Raw genomic sequence first — 24,655 nt, forward strand, 5'->3', positions numbered from 1 at the left:
TGCCTCGAATGATCGAAGGCCGTCGGCGCGAAACGCCGGCGGCCTTTTCGCGATATCCCTACAGCACCTGGAAGCCGTGGCGGAACGGATCGCGATCGTCGATGAAGATGGTGTTGAGGCCGGTCAGACGCGCCCAGCCGGCGACGGACGGCACGATGGCTGGCTTGCCGCCCACCTGCGTGGCCGTCTCGACCCGGCCGTGGAACAGCGACCCGATGATGCTTTCGTGGACGAAGGCGTCGCCGGGCGCGAGGCGCCCCTTCGCTGCCCATTGCGCCATGCGCGCCGAGGTGCCGGTGCCGCACGGGCTGCGGTCGATCGCCTTGTCGCCGTAGAACACCGCGTTGCGGGCCGTCGCCCCCTCCACCGTCGGCTCGCCGGCCCACAATACGTGCCGCAGGCCCTGGATGGCGGGCGTTTCGGGATGCACGAAGTCATGGGCCGCGTTCAGTGCGGCCCGCAGCGGGCCGGACAGGGCGACGAGCTCGGACGCTGTGAAGTCGGCCATGTCGCGGAAGTTCTCCTGCGGATCGACGATGGCGTAGAAATTTCCGCCATAGGCGATGTCCACCTTCAGCGGGCCGAGACCGGGACAGTCGACCTCGATGCCTTCGGCATGCAGGAACGCCGGCACATTGGTCAGCCGCACCTCTTCCACGAAGCCGTTCTCCTCGCGGTAGCGGCAGGTGACGACGCCGGCCGGCGTATCGAGCCTCAGCACGCCCGGCTCCCTCGGCGTCACCAGCCCGTGCTCCAGCGCCATGGTCACCGTACCGATGGTGCCGTGGCCGCACATGGGCAGGCAGCCGGAGGTCTCGATATACAGCACCGCCACGTCGCAATCGTCCCGCGTCGGCGGATACAGGATCGCGCCGGACATCATGTCGTGGCCGCGCGGCTCGAACATCAGGCCGGTGCGGATCCAGTCGTATTCCGCCATGAAGTGCGCCCGCTTCTCGATCATCGTGGCGCCGGACAGGAACGGGCCACCGCCGGCGACGAGCCGGACCGGATTGCCGCAAGTGTGGCCGTCGAGGCAGAAGAAGCTGTGGCGTGCCATGAAGGTCTCCGGTGGCGGGTCAGTCGAAGCGGCGGGGCGAAAAGGCCGCGATGTTGATCGGCGGGGGCGCGCCGGTGACGAGATCGGCAAGGATGCGCGCGGTCGCCGCCGACTGGGTCAGGCCGAGATGGCCGTGGCCGAAGGCATAGACGACCCGGTCGCTCGCCGCAGCGACGCCGATCACCGGCAGGGAATCGGGCATGGATGGGCGAAATCCCATCCACTGCCGGCCGCCTTCGGTGTCGAGGCCCGGCAGGAAGCGCCTGGCCATGGCCAGCATGTTGGCGGCGCGGCGGTAATCCGGCGGGCGACGCAGGCCGCCGAGTTCGACGGCGCCGCCGACACGGATGCCGGATGTCAGCCGGCTTACCACGAAGCCATGACCAGGGAACGTCAGTTGCCGCTTCAGGTCGAAGGCGCCTGGCGGCAGTGTCGTGTTGTAGCCGCGCTCGGTTTCCAGCGGCAGCCGGTCCCCGAGCGATGCGGCGAGCGGCTTCGACCAGGCGCCGCCGGCGACGATCGCATGGCGCACCGAAACGCCGGCGCCGTCCGCCAGCGCCAGTCGCACGCCGTCGGCAGCGGGCGCGATGCCCGTCACCTCGGCGCGCACGATCCGCCCGCCCCCTTCGACGACACGGTCGGCCAGCGCCCTGGCGTAGTCGTAGGGGTCCGCGATCGACTGCCAGCCGGGCACGAAGGTCGCGTGGGTGAAGATTGGCGACAGACCCGGCTGCAGCTCGGCGATGGCCGCGCCTTCCAGATGGCGGAACCCGATGCGTGCGGCCGCACGGGCCCGCCAGGACGGCAGCGACGCCTCGAATTCGGCGCGGCTTTCGTAAAGCTCCAGCGCGCCGTCGGAGCGCAGCATCGCGTCGAGCCCGGCCATGGCGACCAGCCGCCGGGTCTCGGTGCTTGCTAGATCCATCATCGCCACCTGCGCGGCGAAGCTCCTGGCAAATGCGGCCGGGCGGCTGGCGCGCCAGAAGCGGAACAGCCAGGGCGCGATGGTCGGCAGATAGGCCGGCGGCACGCTCAGCGGCCCCAGGGGATCGAGCAGCCAGCGCGGCGCCTTGCGCATGATGCCCGGAGAGGCCAGCGGCATGACATCGCTGAATGCAAACGCCCCTGCATTGCCGAAGCTGGCGCCATGGGCCACCTCGCCGCGCTCGACCAGGACGACAGACAGACCGCGCTCCTGCAATGCGAAGGCGGCGGTAATGCCGACGATCCCCGCGCCGATGACCGCGACATCCGCGTCCGCTTCCTTGCCGTTCATGCTGCCTGTCAGCCGCTTTCCTGCCATTGTCAGCCCAGGCTCGGCAGGCTGGGCACCGCTCCGCATGGTCTTCACTCCGTCCGCATCACGACAGCGGGGCACGAGCGGCCCCGATCACCTGCACTAGCGATGACGGAAGACCTTGCGATGCACAAGGGCGCGACGCAGCGCCGTCACGCCGTCAGGCAATGTCGGTCCTGTGTGATCTCAGCCCGTGCGGCCGGCACGGCAACGGCGATAGGCCGCCTCGCCCTGGTCGAGCGCCTGCTGACGCGTCAGCGCGCGGATGCCGAACCCGTCCTCGCTGCGATCGATGCGGTTCTCGTAGCTGTTGCCCGCGGTCTGGCGGGCATATTGTCGGCAGAACGCCTCCGAACCGCGCGGATTGGGATTGGCCGAGACACGCGCGCCGACGATGGGCGAGTCGTTGGGATAGGGGGCGCTGCTGTTGCAGCCGGCTACGCCGGCAAGCACGGCAACCAGAAGAAGGGCGGATCGCATCACGCATCTCCGAATCATGAAGGGGCTGGATCGATAGATGGCGCCCGCGAAGGCGCGCGCCAGTGGCGAGCCGCGCGGGCCCGGCCAGCCGCTGCAAGGCGGCACGCCTGTCTTTCCGAAACCGGTTTGACGGGCACGCACGGATCAGGGCATCTGCCGGGCATGGTGTATGACGAGATCGCCCCCCTTGCGCCGGAGATCGCGGCGGCCCGGCTGAGGCCTCTCGGCGGGCTGGCGTATCTCGACAGCGCCATGCGGCACGAGACGCTGGGGCGCTATTCCTACGTCGCCGCCGCACCCTTCGCTGCCTTCACGGTGGATGGCGAAGGCGCCATGCTGGATGACCGCCGACTGGAAGGGGCACCCCTGGCTGCGCTCGACGCGGTGCTGGCGCAGCATCGCCAGCCGACGGTGCCCGGTCTACCGCCCTTCCAGGGCGGCGCGGTCGGCTTCATCGGCTACGAATTTGCCCGCCATCTGGAGCGGCTGACCGCGCCCGCCGATCTGGATCCGGCGCAGCCCAGCCTGCGGTTCGATCTCTACGACACGGTCCTGGCCTGCGACCTGGCCGAGGACCGCGCCTTCCTGATCGGCGCGCGCCGCGCGGGAGAGACGGATGACGGGTCGGCGCGTGCCCGGATCGCCCGCTTTCGGGCCGCGCTCGAACGCGAGGCGCCCCCTCCCGGCATCGGGGCACGGCCGGGCGGCCTCGACTGGCGATCGAATTTCTTCGCCGACGACTACCGCGCGGCGATCCAGCGGGTGCGGGACTACATCCTGGCCGGCGACATCTATCAGGCGAATGTCGCGCAGACCTTCCGCGCGGCATTGCCCGACGACTTCGACCCATTCGGGCTCTATCTGCGGCTGCGCCGGACCAACGCGGCGCCCTTCGGCGCCTATCTGGAGCATGACGGTCTTGCCATCGCCTCCTCTTCGCCGGAACGCTTCCTGAAGCGCGATGGCGACATGGTCGAGACCCGTCCGATCAAGGGCACGGCGAAACGCTCGCCGGACCCGGTCGAGGACAGGGCGCTCGCCGAAGCGCTGCTGGCCTCGGAGAAGGACCGGGCCGAAAACGTCATGATCGTCGACCTCCTGCGCAACGACATCTCGCGGGTCTGCACGGCGTCGTCGGTCGAGGTGCCGGTCCTGTGCGGGCTCGAGAGCTACGCCTCGGTCCATCATCTCGTCTCGGTGGTGACCGGGCAGCTTCGCCCCGGCACGACCGCCGGCGACCTCATCGGCGCCACCTTCCCGGGCGGCTCGATCACCGGGGCGCCGAAGATCCGCGCCATGGACATCATCACCGAGATCGAGAACACCGCCCGCGGGCCCTATTGCGGCGCCATCGGCTATCTCGGCTTCGACGGCGCCATGGATCTCAACATCGCCATCCGTACCGTCAGCTTCGCCAGAGGCATGGCGCGGCTGTCGGCCGGCGGCGGCATTACCGTGCTGTCCGACCCGGCGGCCGAATACGAGGAGACCTTCACCAAGGCGACCCGCGTCTTCGCCGCCTTCGAAGCCGACGACACGGCGTCGGCGGAGGACGGCCCGCGGTGATCCTCGTCCTCGACAATTACGACAGCTTCGTCTTCAACGTCGCCCGCTATCTGGAACGGCTGGGCGGCGAGACCCGGGTCGTGCGCAACGACGCCATCACGATCGCCGAGATTGACGCCCTTGCGCCGTCGGCCGTGATCATCTCGCCGGGTCCCTGTTCCCCCCACGAGGCCGGGATCTCGCTCGATCTGGTGCGGCACCTGTCCGGCCGCACGCCGATACTGGGCGTCTGCCTCGGCCATCAGGTCGTCGGCGAGGCCTTCGGCGGCACCGTCACGCGGGCGCTGAAGCCCATGCATGGCCGGGCCTCGCGCGTCTCCCACGACGCCGCGAACCTCTTCGACGGGCTGCCGCAGCCGACCATGGTCGGGCGCTATCATTCGCTGATCGTGGAGGAGACGCCGGCGATGGCGGACCATCTCGCCGTCGACGCGCGGTCGGACGAGGGCGAGATCATGGCGCTGTCCCACCGCTCGCATCCGACCTGGGGCGTCCAGTTCCATCCCGAATCCGTCCTCACCGAGCACGGCGAACGGATCTTCGAGAATTTCCTGTCCCTGGCGGAGCGTTGGCGTGGACGAGATCTGGATTAACGGCGGCTTCGAGGCGCCGCCCGGCGCGATAGCCGCAAACGATCGCGGCTTCACGCTCGCCGACGGGGTCTTCGACACGTCGCTCGTCCTGGGGGGCACCGTATTCGGCCGGACGGCGCATCTCGACCGGCTGATGGCCGCAGCGGCCAGCCTCGCCATCCCCGCCGAACGCGCGGCGATCGAAGGAGCGATGACGGCGCTCGCGACACGACGCGGCGACGGCGCGATCCGCCTGACGCTGACCCGCGGCCCCGGCCCACGCGGCCTGACGCTTCCCGCCTCACCGCAGCCGACGCTGCTCGGCACCTCGGCGCCGCTGGCGCCGGCCATGATGTTCGCGCCGCTGCGGCTGCAGGTCGCGGCCATCCGCCGCAACGAGACGTCGCCGACGGCGCGCGTGAAATCGCTCGCTTATCTCGACAGCGTGCTCGCCAACCATGCGGCGAAGCAGGCAGGAGCCGACGAGGCGCTGTTCCTCAACGGCGCCGGCCGCGTCGCCTGTTCGGCGCTGGCCAATGTCTTCGTGCTGAGCGGCGAGGAGATCGCCACGCCGCCACTGGACGAAGGCGTCCTCGATGGGATCGTGCGGGGCTGGGTTCTCGGACATGCCGCGGAATTCGGCCTTGCCGCGTCCGAACGGCCATTGACGGTCGAGGATCTGGCGACGGGGCAGGTCTTCCTGACCAACAGCCTCCGCCTGATCGCGCCGGCGAGCCTGGGCGACAGGCTACCGGACGCGGCGGACCCGCATCTGGTCCGGCTGATGACAGGTCTTTGCGACGCGATCGGCGATGAGTGCCAGGTGGATCCGCGCACGCGCGGAGCGAAGCTGCCCGGCTGAGGCTGAATGGTGAAACCCGGTTGGCACACGGGATGAACGCCGACCGATCGATCGCAGGCCTCAGCGTCGCATCGTGCCGCCGGCGAGCAGCCAGGCGGGATCGAACCAGGTATCGGCCTCGCCGTCATAGGGCAGCGTGTTGATGTCCCAGTGCCGGACATATTTCGCATAGACGTCCCAGACAGCCGGTCCGCCGCCGACATAGACCACCCGGTCGGCGAAGCTGGCGAGCACCGCCTCCGGATCGTCGGAGGAGCGGATCTCCACGATGGTGTGATCCTTGCGGGCGAAATCGGGAAAGGACGCCACGGTCTTCGGACCGGCGATCAGGACATGGCCCCGCGTGATCTCGAAGAACCGCTCGACGTCTTCGGTATAGACCCGCTCGGGCCGACCCTCCCAGGGCATGCCTCCGTTCAGGCCGAGCTGCCCGCTCCGGCCGATGGCACAGATGACCCTGACGTCCGGCATTCGCCCCGCTCCCCGTTCGCTGCGCCCCGACGGCTCGCCACCTTCGTGGCGTGATGCCAGATTCGGCGGGTTGCGGCTACGGTGCCGGCGAAACCGGCCCCTCTGCCGTTCGCTCGTTCAAGTAACCACCCATAACGGGCTGCTCGCAATTCGGTTCCAAAAAGAATAGTGCTACTTCCGTCAATCTGTGCTATGCTGTTTTTCACTGCGTTTTTCTTGCGGAGCATGTACCAGTTTAAGGATCGGCCGCCGACTATCGGTTAACCGGACCTATGGATACAAATTCGCAGATTTCATCATCGGTCCCGACCGACGATCCGATCGCGATCGGAATGCCGGTCCTCGTGCCGTCGCTCCTGTCGATCGCAAAGTCGACCCGGGCCTTCCTTGCACTCCTACTGGCTGACATCGGATTGCATCCGGGACAGGATCAGCTTCTGGACCAGCTCGATCCGCTGGCGCCGGTCAGCGTTTCGGCGCTGGCGGCGCAGCTCTGCGTCCGGCCCTCCACCGTCTCCAAGATGCTCGACCGGCTGATCGAAAAGGGACTGGTCGAACGCTCGACCAACAGTTCCGACGCGCGGCGGACCATGGTGCATCTCACATCCGATGGCGAGCGCGTGCAGGCGACCGTGCGGGGGGTCTGGCAGCGGCTCGAGGTCGATCTTGCCCATTCCCTGTCGGAGGAGGAACTGGAGGTCCTGCAGGGTTCTCTGGCGCGCACCGGCGATCTTCTTGCCCAGAAGCTGCGGCGCCTGCGCTGAAACGCCCGGCAGGACGCCCAAGGACGCTGCGGGTTGTTTATTCTCCGCAGCGACCTTGCGACAATGGATTCCCGTAGCCGGGCCGGTGCAGCAGGTCCCGCTGACGCGTGATTGACGCGCGCTTCCGCACTGCCTATTCCGCCGGGGTCGGGTCGACCGGCTGCGGAAAGGATGGCGCCGATGACCGAGATCGTGACGATCGCCAAGGATGGCCTCAGCGCCGAGATCGTCACCGCCGGGGCGGCGGTCCGGGCAGTCCATCTCGTCGGGCACGACCATTCGCTGGTCGTCGGCGCTGCCGACCTTGAACATTACTCCGCCGGCAATCGGGAGTATCTCGGCGGCACGATCGGCCGCTTCGCCAACAGGATCGCCGCCGGACGCTTCACCCTGGAAGGCCGTCCCCATGAGTTGGCCTGCAATGACGGGCCGAACCATCTGCATGGCGGCCCCGGCGGCTTCTCCACCCGGCCTTGGTCCATCGTCGACCGTGGGCCGGATGCGGTGACGCTGGCCCTCGTCTCGGCCGATGGCGACGAGGGCTATCCCGGCGAGATCCGGGTGACAGCGCGCTTTGCGATCCTGCCGGATTGCACGCTCTCGGTGACCTACGAGGCCACGACCGACCGCCCGACCCTGGTGAACCTGACGACGCACTTCTACTTCAACCTCGACGGCAGCGACGACATTCGCGGCCATCGCCTGACTCTGGCCTCCGACCGCTACCTGCCGATCGACGTAGACGCCCTGCCGACCGGCAGCGTCGACCCGGTCGAAGGCACGGCCTTCGATTTTCGCGCGGGCAAGCCAGTGGGCGAGGCGCCCGATCCGCTCGACCACAATTTTTGCCTGGGCAGCGCACCATCGCCGGAGCCGCGCTTCTGTGCCCGGCTTGAGGCCGAGACGAGCGGCATCGCCCTCACCGTGTCGACGACCGAACCCGGTCTTCAGGTCTATGACGGCGCCAAGCTCGACGGATCGATCGTCGGCCACGGCGGCAGGCCGATCGTCAGCCGGTCTGCCCTGGCTCTGGAGCCGCAGGGCTGGCCGGATTCGCCGAACCGCCCGGACTTCCCTCAGGTGCGTCTGCAGCCGGGAGACACCTACCGCCACCACAGCCTCTACCGGTTCTCCGGCGGCTGACGGCGCAACAGTCGCCGCCGAAAGCCTTCATTCACCGGTTCGATACGGCTCGCACCAGACGGCTATGTAATCGCCGCAATTGTGCATATGCTCACATTTATTGTCCGCTCTCAAACACGCAAGCAGCCCGTGAATCACAAGAGTTTTGCGTCCCGCCGTACCGCGCTGAAGGCCGGGGTGACCCTCACCCTCGCCGCGCTTCTTCCCCGTCCGGGCTTCGCCCAGCAGACGGATGCTCCGCCACCCGCACAGCCGCCGGCCACAGTCGGCGCCCCCGACGCACCCTTCGGCTTCGAGGAACTCGCCGCGCGCATGCAGCAGCGCGCACAGGAAGACTATGCCGCGCCGGCCAACGAGCTGCCGCAGGAAATTCTCGATCTCAGTTACGACGAGCACCGGGCGATCCGCTTCCGGCCGGACCATGCCCTGTGGCGCGCCGAGCCGGTCGAGTTCCATCTGCAGGCCTTCTATCCCGGCTGGGTCTTCAAGGAGACCACGAAGGTCTTCGTGGGTCAGAACGGCGTCTACAGCCGGCATGATTTCGCGCCGTCCGACTTCGAATATCGCCCGCCGCTGGACCCGACCCAATTCCAGGATATCGCCCTCGACGGCGTGGCCGGTTTCCGGATCCACGCGCCGATCGAACGGCCGGACTATTTCGACGAACTGGTGACGTTCCTGGGCGCCAGCTATTTCCGCGCGCTCGGCACGGGCACGCGCTACGGCCTTTCCGCCCGTGGCCTGGCGATCAACACCGCCACCAGCGACACCGAGGAATTTCCGCGTTTCAGTGCCTTCTACATCGAAGCGCCGAAGCCGGGCGACGACCGCATCCGGCTGATGGCCGAACTGGACAGCGCCAGCCTGACCGGCGCCTATTCCTTCGTCATCGCGCCCGGCCCGCAGACCCGGATCGACGTGACGTCGCGGCTGTTCTTCCGCACCGACGTCAACCGCCTTGGCATCGCGCCACTCACCTCGATGTACACGTTCGGCGAAAACGACCGCTTCGGCCGGGACGATTTCCGTCCCGAGGTCCATGACAGTGACGGGCTGTCCATCCAGCGCGCCGACGGCGAGACGCTGTGGCGACCGCTGAAGAACCCCGAAAACCTGGCCATGTCCTATTTCCAGGAGACCAGCCCGCGCGGCTTCGGCCTCCTGCAGCGCGATCGCGATTTCTCCCATTACGAAGACATCGAGGCCCGCTACGAACTCCGCCCCTCTTTGATGATCGAGCCCCTGGGCGACTGGGGCAACGGTGTGGTGGAACTCGTCGAGATCCCGACGGACTCGGAAGCCAACGACAATATCGTCGCCTTCTGGGTTCCCGAGGCCCGCGCGGAAGCCGGTGGCTCGATGGAGTTCAGCTACCGCATGCATTGGGGGCTGGATGTCGAGGAGCCGGACAACCGGGCCAGGGTGACCGGAACCTTCATCGGCGTGGGTGGCAACGCTGCCGATGCCGACGCCGATATCTCGACCCATCGCATCGCCATCAATTTCGAGGGCGGCAGCATCGCCAGGCTGCCCGCCGACGCCCAGCTCGAGCCCCTGATCGACGTGCCGGACAATACAAGGCTCGTGCACACGGGAATCGCGCGGCTGCCGAATGGCGGCTGGCGCGTTGCGTTGGAACTGGAGATGACTGATTCACAGCCCGCTGAACTTCGCGTGAAACTTTCTATGCTGCAGCGCATTGTCAGTGAAACATGGCTCTATCAGTGGACGAACAGGACATGACCGTTTTCGCAACGGAAGACCGCTTCTGCATGCAGGAGACCAACGCCGGCAGGTTGATCGGACGCGCCGATCTGGGCGACGAGGTGATCCTCGATGCCGTAAGGGCACGCCTGGCATCGACCGGACGCAATGGCGACGCAGAACGTCTGATTTCCGCCGCCATGGATGGCGACGAGACATCGCTGGCCTTCGTTCGGACGGTGGCCGTGCCGCCGCCCGTGGCCCGGCTGACCATGCCGATTCAGCAGCTGACCGCCCGGCGCATCCGGCTTCCGAGCATCTCGTTCGGCCGTCTGTCCGCCGACCGCAACTGACACCGGCTTCGGCATCGGGCCTCATGCAGGCCCGTGCCCGAGCACGATCTGACCGACGGACACCGCGTTGATCACGGCCAAGCGCCTTCTCTTTGCCCTGGCCTCCGTCGTGCTCGCCGCGATTGCGGCCTCGCTGTTCTTCATCGTTGTGACGGTGAATGGCGTCACCTATCTGCACATTGCCCAGATCAGCCTGCTGGTCCTGTGCTGCCTGTGGCTCGCCTGGGGCTTCAACATGGCGCTGGCGGGTATCATGTCGTCCGGCGCGCCGCCGCGCCGCAGGGCGCTTCCCGGGCATGTCAGCCGCACCGCCATTCTTGTGCCCGTCTACAACGAGGACGCCCAGGCCGTGCTGGCGCGCGTCGGCGCCATGTATGAGGGCCTTCGCAGCCTCGGCCGGCTTCAGGACTTCGACTTCCACGTCCTCAGCGACTCCACGCGGGCCGAAAACGTCGCCGCCGAACGCCGCTTCATAGACGCGCTGCTGGCCGAGCTCGGCGCGGCCGGACGCCTCTACTACCGGAACCGCGAAAAGAACGTCGGCCGCAAGGCCGGCAACATTGCCGATTTCGTCACCACAAGCGGCGGTGCCTACGACTACATGCTGGTGCTCGACGCCGACAGCCTAATGCGGCCCGAGACCATGGTGGAGATGGTCGCACGAATGGACGGCGACCCGGAACTCGGCCTGTTGCAGACGCAGCCGCTGATCATCGGCCGGCGCACCTTGTTCGGGCGTGCGCTGCAGTTTTCCGCCGCGCTCTTCTCGCCTGTCTTCTCGCGCGGCATCGCGGCCCTGCAGGGCCGCGAGGGACCGTTCTGGGGCCACAATGCCATCATCCGCATCCGGGCCTTCGCCGCTTCGTGCGGGCTGCCGGATCTCGGGGGCCGGCCGCCCTTCGGCGGCCATATCCTCAGCCACGATTCCGTCGAAGCCGCGCTCCTGTCGCGAGCCGGCTACAAGGTGCAGGTNCGGATCTCGGGGGCCGGCCGCCCTTCGGCGGCCATATCCTCAGCCACGATTCCGTCGAAGCCGCGCTCCTGTCGCGAGCCGGCTACAAGGTGCAGGTCGATCCCGACCTGGAGGGCTCCTACGAGGAAGCTCCGGCCAACATCCTCGAATACGCCAAGCGCGACCGCCGCTGGTGCCAGGGCAATCTCCAGCACGGCAAGCTCATTGCCGCGCCCGGCATGAAGCTGTGGAGCCGGGTGTCGCTGGCGAGCGGGATCATGGCCTATGCGGCCTCGCCGATCTGGCTGATGTTCCTGATCGTCAGCCTGCTCGACCCGATCCTGGCGCCCGAGCCGAACTATTTTCCCGCCGATTCGCTGTTTCCGGTGTTTCCGCGGCCCGAAACCGGCAAGGCCCTGCTGCTCCTCTTCGGTATCTTCGTCCTGCTCCTGCTCCCGAAGACGCTGATTGCCGTCGGCAGCGCGTTCACCGCCCGCCGCAGGCGCTTCGGCGGCACATTCGCCGTGCTCGCCGGTGCGACCGCGGAGCTGGTGATGACCAGCATCCTCGCGCCGGTGATGATGATGTTCCAGTCGAAAGCGGTGGCCGAAATCCTGATCGGCGCCGATGCCGGCTGGCCCTCCACCGAGCGCGCCGACGGCAGCCTGCCCCTCGACGCGGCCTTCAAGGCCAGCTGGTGGATGGTACTGGCCGGCGGCATCGTGCTTTTTGCCACCATCAACTATGCGCCGGATCTGGTCCTGTGGACGCTGCCCATCGCGCTGCCGCTGGTGGCGGCACCCTTCCTGATCAGTGCCACGGGCAATCCCGCGCTGGGCGACTGGGCGCGCCGGCTGCGCCTGTTCGAGACGCCGTTCGAGGCCGATCCGGAACCCGTGATCCGCAGCTATGCCCTCTGGCATGAGCGGCTGTCAGGGCTGGTCGGCACCGGGGACCTTGAGAAAGCCACAGTCCCGGTGGCACCCGTGCTACCCGATCCCGCATGAGGCCGCCCCACAGACGATGACCACTGTCACGAGTATTGCCCCCAAGTCCACCCGCGATCACCGGGTCGACTTCTGGCGCGGCATCGCCCTGGCGATGATCTTCGTCAATCACATTCCCGGCAATTTCTGGGAGAACTTCACCTCCCGCAATTTCGGCTTCTCCGATGCCGCGGAATTGTTCGTATTTCTCGCGGGCTTTGCGTCCGCTTACGCCTATGCACCGCTCTTCATGGCGGGCGAGCGGCTGGTGGCGACGCTAAAGGCCTGGCGGCGTGCCGGCGTTCTCTATCTCGTCCACATCACCCTGACGGTGGCAGCGATCGCCATCTTCTCCTGGGCTGCGCTGACACTCGGCTACGGCGACATGATGCGTACGATCGGGCTGCAATCGTTCATCACCATGCCGCTGGAAACCATGATCGGCGTCGCCGGCCTCGGGCACCAGCTCGGCTATGTGAACATCCTGCCGATGTATTGCGTGCTGCTCCTGATGCTGCCGCTTCACATCGCGCTGGCGCAGATCAGCCGGGGCGTCATGCTTGCCGGCGCCGTGCTGATGTGGGTCGTGGCCTATGTCTGGGCGATCGACGTGCCCGCCTTCCCGCTGCCCGGCGGCTGGTTCTTCAACCCCTTCTCCTGGCAGCTGATCTTCGCCGTCGGGCTCTATTGCGGCCTGACCCGCCGCCAGAACGGCGTGGCTGCGCCGTACCGGCCATGGCTCTACGCGCTGGCGCTGGCCTACGCGCTGCTGGCTTTCCTGACCATCCGCTTCGGCCTTTGGTGGATCTGGGGGCAGAGCCCGCTGCCGGTGCTGATCACCGGCTTCGACAAGACCTATGTGAGCCTCACCCGGCTCCTGCACGTCATGGCGATCTGCTATCTCTTCGCCAATGCCGCCGCGACCTCGCCCTTCGCCAACATCTCACGCGACAACATCTTTGCCATGCTCGGCCGGCATTCCCTGCCGGTCTTCGCGGTCGGCACGGTGCTGTCTCTGTTCGGCCAGGTGATCAAGCACGGTGACGAACCTTCGATCTGGTTCGACACGCCGATGATCCTGGTCGGCCTCACGATCCTGTTCGCGCTGGCGCGCTACCTCGACTGGTGGCGCAAGGCGGCGAAGGTCACGGTCGGCGGTACCGGTCCGGTCGCGGCGGGCGCACGGGGCGCGATCGCCACGCCGGACGCGGCGCCACCGCCGATCCTCAAGGTCCGGCGCCCTGCCTGACCGGACCTGCGGGACAAGCAATAACGGGCGCCGCTGGCACCCGTTTTCTGTTCGGTTCGTCGTGCCTGGGTCCTATCGCATGACCGGCATGGAGAACTCGGCACCATCCTTGATGCCCGAGGGCCAGCGGCTCGTGACCGTCTTGGTGCGGGTGTAGAAGCGGAAGGCGTCGGGGCCGTGCTGGTTCAGGTCACCGAAGCCCGAGGCCTTCCAACCGCCGAAGGTGTAGTAGGCCAGCGGGACCGGGATCGGCACGTTGACGCCGACCATGCCGATGTTGATGCGGCTGGCGAAGTCGCGGGCCGCATCGCCGTCGCGGGTGTAGATCGAGACGCCGTTGCCGTATTCATGGCTCATCGGCAGGTCGATCGCCTCCTCGTAGTCCTTGGCCCGCACCACCGACAGGACCGGACCGAAGATCTCGGTCTTGTAGATGTCCATGTCCTTGGTGACGTCGTCGAACAGGCAGGCGCCGACGAAGAAGCCGTTCTCGTAGCCCTGCATCTTGAAGCCGCGGCCGTCGACGACGAGCTTGGCGCCCTCCTCGACACCCCGGTCGATCATGCCGAGCACCCGCTTCTGCGCCTCGCCGGTCACCAGCGGTCCCATGTCGACGTCGTCCCCGGCGGTATAGGGCGCGATCTTCAGCGCCTCGACCCGCGGGATCAGCTTCTCCATCAGGCGATTGGCGGTCTCCTTGCCGACCGGCACGGCCACCGACACGGCCATGCAGCGCTCGCCCGCCGCGCCGTAGCCGGCGCCGATCAGAGCGTCCGCCGCCTTGTCGATGTCGGCATCCGGCATGATGATCATGTGGTTCTTGGCGCCGCCGAAGCACTGAACGCGCTTGCCGTTGGCGCAGCCACGCGAATAGATGTACTGGGCGATCGGCGTCGATCCCACGAAGCCGATGGCTTGGATGTCCGGATCGTCGAGGATCGCGTCGACCACGCCCTTGTCGCCGTTGACGACGTTGAGGATGCCCTCGGGCAGACCCGCCTCGACCATCAGTTCCGCCAGCATGATCGGCACCGACGGATCGCGCTCCGACGGCTTCAGGATGAAGGCGTTGCCGCAGGCGATCGCCGGCGCGAACTTCCACATCGGGATCATCGCCGGGAAGTTGAACGGCGTGATGCCGGCGACGACGCCGAGCGCCTGGCGGATCGAGTAGAGGTCGATGCCCGGGCCGGCGCCTTCCGAGAACTCGCCCTTCAGGAGATGCGGCGCGCCGATGCAGAACTCGACGACCTCGAGGCCGCGCTGCACGTCACCCTTGGCATCGGGAATGGTCTTGCCGTGCTCGCGCGACAGCGCCTCGGCCAGCTTGTCCATGTCGCGGTTCAGAAGCTCGACGAACTTCATCATCACCCGGGCCCGGCGCTGGGGATTGGTCGCCGCCCAGGCCGGCTGGGCCGCCTTTGCGTTTTCCACCGCGGCGCGCAGTTCCGCCGCGCTCGCCAGCGCCACCTGGGCCTGGACTTCTCCGGTGGCCGGATTGAAGACGTCGGCCGTGCGGCCGCTCGTGCCGGCGACGCGCTTGCCGCCGATGTAATGTCCGATCTGTTCCATCCGGTTTCCTCCTGTTGCGGTTGTTGCCGACTGTCTTCGCGCAGGCGACCGCAAAAGCCAATCCTTCGCTTTGCGCATCCGTTGTGCGAACATCGACATCTTTGCGGGGAATGAGGGCTTGCAGGACGTGAACTGGGACGATGTCAGGCTGTTCCTCGCGGTTGCCCGCGCCGGCCAGATCCTCGCTGCCGCCCGGCGGCTGGAACTCAACCACGCGACGGTCGGCCGGCGGATCACCGCGCTGGAGACGGCGCTGGGCGCGCGGCTTCTCGACCGCCGCCCCAATGGCTGCGAGCTCACGCCGACGGGGCGGGACTTTCTCGAACAGGCCGAGCGGATGGAAGCCGCCATGCTGGCGGCGCGCGCCGATCTCGGCGCGACCGACGTGGCGCTGTCGGGCACGGTGCGCGTCGGTGCGCCCGACGGCTTCGGCACGGCGTTCCTGGCGCCCCGGCTCTGGCGCCTGACCGAACGCAATCCCGACCTCACCGTGCAACTCGTGCCGGTGCCGCGGGCGTTCTCGATCTCGCGCCGCGAGGCCGACATCGCGATCACCGTCGCCCGGCCCGAGGCGGGCCGGCTCGTTGCGGGCAAGCTCACCGACTATGCGCTGGGGCTCTATGCCTCACGCGCCTATGTCGGCGAACACGGCGCCCCCGCCTCCGCCGCCGAACTCGGCCAGCACCGGCTGGTCGGCGCGGTGGAGGATCTCCTCTACAGCCCGAAACTCGCCTACCACGCGGACATCGTCGCGCACTGGCCGGCGCGCTACGAGGTGTCGAGCGCGCTGGGCCAGACCGAGGCCGTGTGTGCCGGCGCCGGCATCGGCATCCTCCATGGCTTCATGGCGGCCGATCGCCCGCAACTCGTGCGCATCCTGCCGGACGAGACGATCCACCGGAGCTACTGGCTGGTCTATCACGAGAGCGTCCGGGACATCCGGCGGATCGCCGCCGTCGCCGACTTCATCCGCGATTGCGTGGCCGCCGATCGCGCGGTCTTTTCCGCCGGCTGACAGGGCACGCGGCGACGCCGCGGTCGATGCGGGGGATCGGGTTTATGTGCACGGCGACCCGCGGACGAACCGTCCGGGTCATCCAGCCTTTCGGGCGGGCACTTGATCGCCGTCAATCCTCCGCACGCCGCTTCGTGCGCATATCGACGGGAGTCGGACACGAAGGAGACCGCCATGTACAGCAAGATCATGATTCCCGTCGACCTGGCGCATGCCGACAAGCTCGACAAGGCGCTGAAGACGGCTGCCGGCCTAGCCAGTCTCTACAACATTCCGGTGCATTACGTTGGGGTCACCGGCAACACCCCGTCGGGTGTCGCCCACACGCCAGAGGAATATGCCGGCAAGCTGCAGGCCTTCGCGTCGGGGCAGGCCCGCGACCATGGCGTCGAGCAGACGGCGCAGACCTATGTCCGCCACGACCCGAGCGTCGAGCTCGGCCGGACCCTGCTCGACGCCATCGACGAATGCGGTGCCGATCTCGTGGTGATGGCATCCCATGTGCCGGGCCTGCCGGACCATCTGTTTTCGTCTCATGCCGGGCATCTGGTGTCCCACGCCTCCGCCTCGGTCTTCGTGGTGCGCTAGGAGGTCCGGAAGGGCGCCGGATCGGGCGTCCTTCCGCCATGATGCATTCACACCCGCGATCACCCTGAAACAGCCTGCAGCGCCAACCCGCTAGTGCGCGCCTGGTCTTTCGCTTCCCGCCGCCTGCCCTGCAACCGAAGATCAACCAATCATCCCGGACGGTTTCACTCTTCCTTCATGGGCGCCCGGGCAGAGTTCGCCGACCTCGTTTCAGTGTTCGGATCGATCCGGCGCTTCGGCAGGCCGGATATCGGCACCAGGGATTTCGTTGGCAGCACTCGCCCAGACCTTCCTCGTCGACCATTCCCTTGGCTTCGTCACGACGGCCCTCGTCGTGTGCGCCATCATGGCCGCCATCATCCTGACGGTTCTCGACCGCGCCCGTTCCGTCGAGGGCGCCCGGCGCTACCGATGGATGGCCGTCAGTGCCGCGGTCGCCGGCCTCGGTGTCTGGACGACGCATTTCGTTGCGATGCTCGGCTTTCGGCCCGATGTCATCCTGGGCTACGATCCGGTGGTCACCGCCGTCTCGGTGCTCGCCGGAATCGTCTGCGTCGGCCTGCCGCTGGCGGCGACCGTCATCGTCACGTCGCGAGCCGCGCGGATCTGGCTTGGCGCCCTTGCGGGCGTCGGAGTCGGTGCCATGCATTTCACCGGCATGAGCGCGCTGCAGGGCTGCCTGGCGACCTACGACCTGCCGGTCACCCTCGTGTCCTTTTTCGCGGGCTGCGGCTTCTTCGCGGCGGCGATGGCGATCCGGCCGCAAGGCAAGCGACGCATCCTGATCGCGGCGCTCATGGTGCTGGGCGTGTGCTCGCTGCATTTCATCGCGATTGCCGGCCTCACGCTCAGTCCCGCCCCCGCCGCCCAGGTCTGGTCCGTGGATCCGGTGACGCTCTCGGCCTTCGTGGCGCTCGCTGCGCTGATGATCTTCATCCTCGCCTTCATCCTGGCGGTGAACGGCGAGAAGCTCGACGCGTCGTCGCGGGAGGCCGCGGCGGAAGCAGCGGAGCATCTGCGTGTCCTGTCGGCTGCCCTGCAGAACATGTCGAATGGCCTCGTCATGGTGGGGCCCGACGGGATCATCACCCTGCACAACGAGCGCGCCTGCGAACTCCTGGGCCTCGGCTCGAGCGAATTGCGGCCGGGCATGCCGCTCGAGACCTTCCTGCAGAATTTCGGCGCCCACGCCGGATGGGACGCCGCGCGCATCGCCCGGGTCTCCAACACCCACGCCATCTGGATGCGCCGCTCCACCATTACCCGCGTCGAGCATCAGCTTGCCGACGGGCGCGTGCTCGGTGTGGCCTGCTGCCCGATGGCCGACGGCGGCGCCATCCTGACCTATGACGACATGACCGAGGCCCGCAAGGTCCAGGCCACCATCACCCACATGGCCTATCACGACGCGCTGACCGGATTGCCGAACCGTCGCAGCTTCCAGGACGAGCTCACCGCGCGGTTCGTTGCGTCCGAGCCCACCACGATCCTGATGATCGACCTCGATCGCTTCAAGGCCGTCAACGACACGCTGGGCCATCCGGTCGGCGACGCGTTGCTGATCCAGGTGGGCGACCGGCTGCGCGGATGCTGCGAACCCAACGACGTGATCTTCCGCCTCGGCGGCGACGAGCTGGCGATCCTGCCGGGCAACCGGGAACACAGCGGCACCTTGGCGCGCCGCGTCGTCGAGGCATTCGCGCGTCCGTTCACCGCCGACAGTCACCGGATCAGCATCGGCTGCAGCGTGGGCATCGCCACGGCCAGCGGCACGGACGATCCGGACCTCGTCGTCCGGCAGGCCGATCTGGCCCTCTACAAGGCCAAGAAGAACGGCCGCAACCGCATCGAGTGCTACGAAAGCGGCATGATGGAAGATGCCGTCAAGCGGCGCGACATGGAAACCGACATGGAACGGGCGCTGAAGCAGGGCGAGTTCACCCTGAACTACCAGCCGCTCTTCAGCCTTCCGGACCGCGGCCTGGTCGGATTCGAGGCGCTGATCCGCTGGAACCACCCGACGCTCGGCATGGTGCCCCCGTCCGACTTCATCCCGCTGGCAGAAGATACCAGCCTGATCACCGAGATCGGCGCGTGGGTCCTGCAGGAAGCCTGCCGCGAGGCCAGTCGCTGGCCGGGCGATCTCTATGTTTCGGTCAACGTGTCTCCGGTCCAGTTGCACAAGACCGACATGCTGCGCCAGGTGACCAATGCGCTGGCCGAATTCGGCCTGACGCCCCACCGCCTGGAGCTGGAGCTGACCGAAACGGCGATGGTCGACGACGGCCGGCGGATCAGCGCCACCCTGAGGGCGCTTCGCAGCCTGGGGGTGCGCATCGCCATGGACGATTTCGGCACCGGCTATTCCTCGCTCGCCCATCTGCGCGAATTCGACCTCGACCGGATCAAGATCGACCGCAGCTTCATCGACTCCGCCCCCGGCGACGCCAGTTCGATGGCCGTGCTGCGGGCAGTGACGATGATGGCCAGGGATTTGTCGATCGCCACCACCGCGGAAGGCGTCGAGAACGAGGAACAGTTGGAGCGGCTGCTCGACCTCGGCTGCGGGACGGCCCAGGGCTATTTTCTCGGCCGCCCGATGACGGCGGAAGCCGCCCGGGCCTTGATGCGCACGGTGACCGGCCAGCCGCAGATCGTGGCCGATCCTTCCCCACCCGCGGAGCTGTCGCAGGCATAGGCGGCAGCTGCCGTCCCGCCGGGCTCAGGCGCGGTTGGAGACCGCCGCCTGCTCGAAGGTCGCCATGCCCGAATGGCATTCGGCCGCGGCCTTGACGATGCCGGCCGCGAGCGCCGCGCCGGTGCCCTCCCCCAGCCGCATGCCAAGGGCCAGCAGCGGCACCTTGTTCATGGTCTCCAGCGCCCGGATATGGCCCGGCTCGGCCGACACATGGCCGAACAGGCAATGGTCGAGCGCCTGGCGATCCATCGCGTGCAGGACGGCGGCTGCGGCAGTGGACACGAAGCCGTCGACGATCACCGGCACCTTCTGCATCCGCGCCGCCAGGATCGCGCCGGCCATGGCCGCGATCTCGCGGCCGCCGAGACGGCGCAGCACTTCCAGCGGGTCGGACAGATGGCCGGCATGGCATTCCAGCGCTCGTGCCACGACATCGGCCTTCTTCGCGACACCGGCCGCATCCTGGCCCGCACCGGGGCCGACCCAGTCGCTCGGCTCGCCGCCGAAGAGCGCGGTGTAGATCGCCGCCGCGACGGTGGTGTTGCCGATGCCCATCTCGCCGATGCACAACAGATCGGGCTCGCCGGCCAGCACCTCCATGCCGAAGGCCATGGTCGCGGCGCAGGTCCGCTCGTCCATCGCCGCCTCCTCGGTGATGTCCCTGGTCGGCACCTCCAAAGCGAGGTCGTAGACCTTCAGGCCGAGATCGTAGGTTGCACAGATCTGGTTGATTGCCGCGCCGCCGGCCGCGAAATTCGACACCATCTGCGCCGTCACGTCCGCGGGAAAGGGCGAGACGCCCTGGCGGGTGACGCCGTGATTGCCGGCGAAGACCGCCACGAGCGGGCGGCGCACGGCCGGCTGGCGTCCCTGCCACGCCGCCAGCCATTCCGACAATTCCTCCATGCGGCCGAGCGCGCCGGCCGGCTTGGTCAGCTGGGCCTCGCGCTCGCGCTTGGCATTCACCGCGGCGATGTCGGGACCGGGCATCCGGCGCACCAGATCGCGAATGTCGTCGAAGGGCAGTCCGGTGGTGGACATGGAGCGAATCCTCTAGGTTCCGGAACGTTGACGGCGCAGGGCGCCGTTCGGGGATGGGAAGCGATGTCGCCGCAATGGCGCAGCCGCTCGCGGGGAGCAAGGGCCGCCATGGAGCGATATGTCGCCGCGACGCTGCGCAGCCTGGCATTTCTGACACGCATGCCGCCCGTGGCGCGCGCCTTCACCGGCACCCACCTTCTCGGCGACGACACCCATGCCTTCCCGGTGGCGGGGATGATCGCGGCGCTGCCGGCGGCGCTGGTCCTGATGGTCGCCGCCTTCGCCGGCCTGTCGCCGCTCGTCGCCGCGACGCTTGCCGTCGCCGCCATGGTGTTCACCACCGGCGCGCTGCACGAAGACGGCCTCGGCGACGTCGCCGACGGGCTCGGCGGCCATCACGAGCGCGAGCGTGCGCTGGCGATCATGAAGGACAGCCGGGTCGGAAGCTATGGGGCGTTGGCGCTCGCCCTGTCGGTGGTCCTGCGCATCGCGCTCGTGGCCGAACTTGCCGGCAGCCACGGGCCGGGCAGCGCCGCCCTGGCGCTGGTCGCCGTCGCAGCCGTCAGCCGCGGCGCCATGGCCTGGCTGTGGTCGTCGCTGGTCTCGGCCGATCCCGGCGGCCTCGCCGACACGGTCGGACGCCCGGACGCGCGCACCGGCCGCCTGGCCCTGGCCATCGGCAGCATCCTCTATCTCGCCGGCGGCGTCGTCGCCTGCGGTATCGGAACGACGCTGGCGGGCTATGGGTTCGGCGCGCTGGTGCTTCTCGGCTTTCGCCGTTTCATCCGGCGTCGGCTCGGCGGCCAGACCGGCGATTGCCTCGGCGCGGCCCAGCAGCTCGTCGAGATGGCGGCCCTTGCGGGGTTGGCGCTCTCTTTCGCCTGATCCCTTCATGCGCCGGCAGCCCAGGCCGCGACCGCAAGGATCGCCGCGCTCGCCAGGATGAGGTTGGCCATGGTTGCGAACAGGGCGATCGCCACGGCGATATCTGCCACGCCCGCTTCGCGCCTGCCGTCCGGATGGAGCATCGGCGCCTCGACCACCAGCTCGCCATAACGCCGCGGCCCGCCCAGCGACAGATCGAGTGCTGCGGCGACCGCCGCTTCGGGCCAGCCGGCATTGGGCGAGCGATGCTGCGGGGCATCGCGCCGGGCGATGTCGAGCACCGTTCCCGCGACCGCCACGCGCCTTGCATGCAGCCCCGCGGCGAGGGCGAAGAGCACGGCCGTCAGGCGCGCCGCCGGCCAGTTCATCAGATCGTCGAGCCTGGCCGAGGCAAAGCCGAAGGCGCGGTAGCGGGCATTCAGATGGCCGATCATCGAATCGGCGGTATTGACCGCCTTGTAGGCGAGCAGGCCCGGCAGGCCGAAGACCAGGTACCAGAGGAACGGCGCCACGACGCCGTCCGAGGCGTTTTCCGCCAGGCTCTCGATCGCCGCGCGGCAGACGCCGGCCTCGTCGAGAGCATCGGGATCGCGGCCGACGATCATCGCAACGGCGCGGCGGCCGCCGGCAAGCCCCTCGCGGCCAAGCGCGTCGGCCACCGCGCGCACGTGATCCACGAGGCTCTTCTGGGCCAGGAACACCGCCAAGATCACAATTTCCAGACCCCAGCCGACCGGTCCGGCAAGAGCGAAAAGCAGCGACAGGGCGACGCCGATCGCCGCCGCACCGGCGACGAGGATGGCCGCGGCGACAAAGCCGTTCCGCCGCCTGCGGGCTTCGGACAATTCGCTGCGGTTCAGGGCGACATCCAGCCCGTCGACGGCCTTGCCGAACAGGACCACCGGATGCGGCAGCCGGCGCCAGAGCCAGTCGGGATCTCCCACCAGCCGGTCGAGCGCCGTTCCGGCGAAGAGGATGGCCAAATGCAGGCTCATGACGTGCCGATCTCGGCGAGCGCCTCGCGCAGCGCCGTTTCCAGCCGTCGGGCTTGCTGCGCATCGGCGGGATTGCCGAACCGCAGCCATTCGCGGGGCGCCGTGAACGGCCGGACCAGGATCTGCCGCCGGCAGAGCGCGGCGAACAGGGCGTGGGCCGACGGGTGCGAGACGGTCGTGAACAGGGCGGTGCCACCCACCAGCGGCAGGCCGGCACCATCGAGCGCTGTCCGCAGCAATTCGTGCTGGCGCAGGATGTCGGTCCGGATCTGGTCCACGACGCTCGCGTCCCCGAGCAGCGTCGCGCCGACGGCCAGGGCCGGGCCGGACACCGCCCAGGTCCCCAGCCGCTCCGCCAACCGCGTCGCCAGCGCCGGCGCCGTCAACGCGAAGCCGAGGCGCAGGCCCGCCAGGCCGAAGAACTTGCCGAAGGAGCGGTAGACCAACAGTCCGTCGCGCCCGGTCGCGGAGGCGAGCGAGCGGGACGGGGCGACATCGGCGAAGGCTTCGTCGACGATTAGAAGGCCGCCGCTTGCCGCCGGGCGGTCGGCAAGGGCGAGAAGATCCGCCGGTTCGAAGACGCGGCCATCCGGATTGTTGGGGTTCACCACCACCACGATCTGCGCGTCGGTCGGCACGGCCTCCAGCCTCTCGAAGCCCGAGACCCGGTGGCCGGCGCTTGCGAAGGTCAGGGCGTGCTCCGAATAGGTCGGCGTCAGGATCGCGATGTCGGCCGGCGCAAACAGATGCGGCAAAGCCGCAATCAGCGCCTGCGTCCCTGGTGCGGCGACGAGGCCGGCCCCGGCCGGCGCGCCGTAGCAGTGCCGCGCGGCCGCCAGCGCCCGCGCCTCGAGCGCGGCTTCCGGCAGTCGCTGCCACAAGGCGGGATCGAGATCCGGCAGTCGCGGCGGCGACGGATTGATCCCGGTCGACAGGTCGAGCCAGTCGGCGCGCGATCCGCCATGGCGGGCGATCGCCGCATCCAGCGCGCCGCCGTGGCGCAGCACGTTCGGATCGGTCTGCGGCGGCGTCATCACGCCTCCCCGTCGATCAGATGCAGGAAGGAGCCGAAGACGTTGCCGCGCCGCAGGCCGAAGCCGCCGAGGTCTTCGCCGCGCGCGTCAGCGGCGGTGAACAGCGCCGCGCCCGGCCCCTCCGACACGATGGCCGTGTAGTGGAATTCGTGCGCCCGCAGGCTTCCGGTCCAGGGGCCCGGGCCGCACGGGGCCAGCCGGCGGTAACCCAGATGCAGCCTGCGCTCGCGAAAGCTGGTGCGCAGGGGCAGCAGGCCCAGCATCGGATGCGTCGTGCCGTCCGCATCGGTCAGCGCCTCGCCGAGCACCATGTAGCCGCCGCACTCGCCATAGATGGCCACGCCCCTTGCCGCCGCCGACCGCATGGCAGCGCCGAAGCGGCCGGCGGCGGCGATCTGCCCGGCATGCAGTTCCGGATAGCCGCCCGGCAGCCAGATCGCGTCGGCGCCGGCATCGGGCGTTTCGTCGTCTAGCGGGGAGAAGAAGGTGAGTTCCGCCCCGGCGCGGTGCCAGCCGTCGAGCAAATGCGGATAGATGAAGGCGAATGCCGCGTCCCGGGCGATCGCCATGCGTCGGCCCAGCGGCGCAAGGGGTGTCGCCGCTACGGCGCTGTCGCGCGCCGGCCTCTCCGCCGCACGGCCGCCGGCTAGTGCGGCGAGTGCGGCAACGTCGCAGCCGGCCTCGATCCATGCCGCGGCCCGGTCGAGGAAAGTCTCGAGGTCGGCATGCTCGCCGGCCTGCACCAGCCCGAGATGGCGCTCGGTCAGCGCGAGATCGGCCTGTCTCGGCAGGACGCCGAAGACCGGAATGGCGAGCGGCACCAGCGCCTCGCGCAGCAACGCCTCGTGGCGCGGCGACCCGACACGGTTGAGGATCACGCCGGCAATCGTCACGTCGGCGCGGTGTCCGGCAAAGCCCCGAACCAGCGCTGCCACCGAGTGGGACTGCCGGGCGCAGTCGACGACCAGCACGACATTCAGGCGGAGCCCGGCGGCGAGGTCTGCGGCGGAGCCGCTGCCATCGGCCGCGCCGTCGAAGAGGCCCATCATCGCCTCGACGACAAGGCCGTCCCTGTCGCGGGCGCCTGACGCCAGGTCGGTGACCAGCATCGGGCGCATCGCCCAGGGGTCGAGATTGACGCAGGGCGCGCCGCTGGCGGCAGCGTGGAAGGCCGGATCGATATAGTCCGGGCCGGCCTTGGCGGAGCCGACTGCCATGCCGCGACGACGCAGCGCTCGTAGAAGCCCCAGCGTCACGCTGGTCTTGCCGGCGCCCGAATGGGGCGCGGCGATCATCAGCCCGCTCATCGGGCCAATCCTCGCCGAGGAGCTGCCGCCCAGCGCTTTCCGCCGGCGTTGCGCGCCCCTA

At 68.5% G+C, this 24,655-nt stretch carries 22 protein-coding genes and 1 pseudogene; 14 read left to right on the plus strand and 9 right to left on the minus strand.

Annotated features, from left to right (window positions below; all coding sequences use genetic code 11):
• Positions 1–58: 58 nt before the first annotated feature.
• From VQ042_RS05155 to VQ042_RS05165, 3 genes are all read right to left on the minus strand, one after another.
• A complete protein-coding gene (locus VQ042_RS05155; RefSeq protein WP_331816275.1) occupies positions 59–1,060 on the minus strand; it encodes a 4-hydroxyproline epimerase in 1,002 nt (333 codons plus the stop codon).
• Positions 1,061–1,079: 19 nt separating this feature from the next.
• A complete protein-coding gene (locus VQ042_RS05160; RefSeq protein ID WP_331816339.1) occupies positions 1,080–2,336 on the minus strand; it encodes an NAD(P)/FAD-dependent oxidoreductase in 1,257 nt (418 codons plus the stop codon).
• Positions 2,337–2,543: 207 nt separating this feature from the next.
• Positions 2,544–2,837, minus strand: a complete 294-nt coding sequence (locus VQ042_RS05165) for a hypothetical protein (RefSeq protein ID WP_331816277.1) — start codon at positions 2,835–2,837, stop codon at positions 2,544–2,546.
• Positions 2,838–2,999: 162 nt separating this feature from the next.
• On the opposite strand from VQ042_RS05165, the gene pabB reads away from it, so the two are divergent.
• The 3 genes from pabB to VQ042_RS05180 are packed head-to-tail and all read left to right on the plus strand — an operon-like array spanning position 3,000 to position 5,837.
• Positions 3,000–4,403 carry an aminodeoxychorismate synthase component I gene (gene pabB, locus VQ042_RS05170; protein WP_331816341.1) on the plus strand — a complete coding sequence of 468 codons (1,404 nt, stop codon included), beginning with the start codon at positions 3,000–3,002 and terminating at the stop codon, positions 4,401–4,403.
• Positions 4,400–4,996 carry an anthranilate synthase component II gene (locus tag VQ042_RS05175; RefSeq protein ID WP_331816279.1) on the plus strand — a complete coding sequence of 199 codons (597 nt, stop codon included), beginning with the start codon at positions 4,400–4,402 and terminating at the stop codon, positions 4,994–4,996. Before pabB ends, VQ042_RS05175 begins: the two co-directional genes overlap by 4 nt.
• The gene (locus VQ042_RS05180; RefSeq protein ID WP_331816281.1) at positions 4,977–5,837 is read left to right on the plus strand and encodes an aminotransferase class IV; all 861 of its coding nucleotides are present in this window, start codon (positions 4,977–4,979) and stop codon (positions 5,835–5,837) included. The genes VQ042_RS05175 and VQ042_RS05180 overlap by 20 nt, the downstream gene beginning before the upstream one ends.
• Positions 5,838–5,897: 60 nt before the next feature.
• On the opposite strand, the gene VQ042_RS05185 is transcribed toward VQ042_RS05180, so the two are convergent.
• Positions 5,898–6,308, minus strand: coding sequence for a dihydrofolate reductase (locus VQ042_RS05185; protein WP_331816283.1), 411 nt, complete (start codon positions 6,306–6,308; stop codon positions 5,898–5,900).
• Between the two features lie 272 nt (positions 6,309–6,580).
• On the opposite strand from VQ042_RS05185, the gene VQ042_RS05190 reads away from it, so the two are divergent.
• The 7 genes and pseudogenes from VQ042_RS05190 to VQ042_RS05215 all read left to right on the plus strand — a co-directional run bounded on the left by VQ042_RS05190 (position 6,581) and on the right by VQ042_RS05215 (position 13,459).
• Complete coding sequence (locus VQ042_RS05190; protein ID WP_331816285.1) at positions 6,581–7,072, plus strand: MarR family winged helix-turn-helix transcriptional regulator; 492 nt, start codon at positions 6,581–6,583, stop codon at positions 7,070–7,072.
• A 180-nt stretch (positions 7,073–7,252) separates the two neighbouring features.
• Positions 7,253–8,215 (plus strand): aldose epimerase family protein, encoded by a 963-nt coding sequence (locus VQ042_RS05195; protein ID WP_331816287.1) that lies wholly within the window; start codon positions 7,253–7,255, stop codon positions 8,213–8,215.
• 129 nt (positions 8,216–8,344) lie between these two features.
• Entirely contained in the window at positions 8,345–9,958 is a 1,614-nt protein-coding gene (locus tag VQ042_RS05200) for a glucan biosynthesis protein (protein WP_331816289.1), read from the plus strand.
• Positions 9,955–10,272: a hypothetical protein gene (locus VQ042_RS05205; protein WP_331816290.1), complete on the plus strand. Its 318-nt coding sequence runs from the start codon at positions 9,955–9,957 to the stop codon at positions 10,270–10,272. Before VQ042_RS05200 ends, VQ042_RS05205 begins: the two co-directional genes overlap by 4 nt.
• Before the next feature lie 109 nt (positions 10,273–10,381).
• A pseudogene (locus VQ042_RS05210) lies at positions 10,382–11,188 on the plus strand (glycosyltransferase); the annotation flags it as partial.
• Positions 11,189–11,334: 146 nt separating this feature from the next.
• Positions 11,335–12,231 (plus strand): hypothetical protein, encoded by an 897-nt coding sequence (locus VQ042_RS25930; protein ID WP_442880034.1) that lies wholly within the window; start codon positions 11,335–11,337, stop codon positions 12,229–12,231.
• A gap of 16 nt (positions 12,232–12,247) precedes the next feature.
• Positions 12,248–13,459 carry an OpgC family protein gene (locus tag VQ042_RS05215; RefSeq protein ID WP_331816293.1) on the plus strand — a complete coding sequence of 404 codons (1,212 nt, stop codon included), beginning with the start codon at positions 12,248–12,250 and terminating at the stop codon, positions 13,457–13,459.
• Positions 13,460–13,531: 72 nt separating this feature from the next.
• Here VQ042_RS05215 and VQ042_RS05220 read toward each other — a convergent pair whose 3' ends face one another.
• Positions 13,532–15,031, minus strand: a complete 1,500-nt coding sequence (locus VQ042_RS05220; RefSeq protein ID WP_331816295.1) for a CoA-acylating methylmalonate-semialdehyde dehydrogenase — start codon at positions 15,029–15,031, stop codon at positions 13,532–13,534.
• Positions 15,032–15,158: 127 nt separating this feature from the next.
• On the opposite strand from VQ042_RS05220, the gene VQ042_RS05225 reads away from it, so the two are divergent.
• The 3 genes from VQ042_RS05225 (at position 15,159) to VQ042_RS05235 (ending at position 19,332) form a co-directional block, all read left to right on the plus strand.
• The gene (locus tag VQ042_RS05225) at positions 15,159–16,046 is read left to right on the plus strand and encodes a LysR family transcriptional regulator (RefSeq protein ID WP_331816343.1); all 888 of its coding nucleotides are present in this window, start codon (positions 15,159–15,161) and stop codon (positions 16,044–16,046) included.
• A 174-nt stretch (positions 16,047–16,220) separates the two neighbouring features.
• Entirely contained in the window at positions 16,221–16,634 is a 414-nt protein-coding gene (locus VQ042_RS05230; protein ID WP_331816297.1) for a universal stress protein, read from the plus strand.
• A 268-nt stretch (positions 16,635–16,902) separates the two neighbouring features.
• Entirely contained in the window at positions 16,903–19,332 is a 2,430-nt protein-coding gene (locus VQ042_RS05235) for an EAL domain-containing protein (RefSeq protein WP_331816299.1), read from the plus strand.
• A gap of 24 nt (positions 19,333–19,356) precedes the next feature.
• Here VQ042_RS05235 and cobT read toward each other — a convergent pair whose 3' ends face one another.
• Positions 19,357–20,373, minus strand: coding sequence for a nicotinate-nucleotide--dimethylbenzimidazole phosphoribosyltransferase (cobT, locus tag VQ042_RS05240; protein WP_331816301.1), 1,017 nt, complete (start codon positions 20,371–20,373; stop codon positions 19,357–19,359).
• Between the two features lie 108 nt (positions 20,374–20,481).
• On the opposite strand from cobT, the gene VQ042_RS05245 reads away from it, so the two are divergent.
• Positions 20,482–21,258: an adenosylcobinamide-GDP ribazoletransferase gene (locus VQ042_RS05245; RefSeq protein ID WP_331816302.1), complete on the plus strand. Its 777-nt coding sequence runs from the start codon at positions 20,482–20,484 to the stop codon at positions 21,256–21,258.
• Positions 21,259–21,263: 5 nt separating this feature from the next.
• Here VQ042_RS05245 and cbiB read toward each other — a convergent pair whose 3' ends face one another.
• From cbiB to VQ042_RS05260, 3 genes are read right to left on the minus strand one after another with little or no spacing between them, the layout of a single operon-like run.
• On the minus strand, positions 21,264–22,253 hold the full coding sequence (gene cbiB, locus VQ042_RS05250; protein WP_331816304.1) for an adenosylcobinamide-phosphate synthase CbiB: 990 nt from the start codon (positions 22,251–22,253) through the stop codon (positions 21,264–21,266).
• Positions 22,250–23,287, minus strand: coding sequence for a threonine-phosphate decarboxylase CobD (gene cobD / locus VQ042_RS05255; protein ID WP_331816306.1), 1,038 nt, complete (start codon positions 23,285–23,287; stop codon positions 22,250–22,252). Before cobD ends, cbiB begins: the two co-directional genes overlap by 4 nt.
• Complete coding sequence (locus VQ042_RS05260; protein ID WP_331816308.1) at positions 23,287–24,594, minus strand: cobyrinate a,c-diamide synthase; 1,308 nt, start codon at positions 24,592–24,594, stop codon at positions 23,287–23,289. Before VQ042_RS05260 ends, cobD begins: the two co-directional genes overlap by 1 nt.
• Between the last annotated feature and the right edge of the window lie 61 nt (positions 24,595–24,655).

Origin of the sequence: Aurantimonas sp. A2-1-M11 (assembly GCF_036549475.1) — a bacterium.
GTDB lineage: Bacteria > Pseudomonadota > Alphaproteobacteria > Rhizobiales > Rhizobiaceae > Aurantimonas.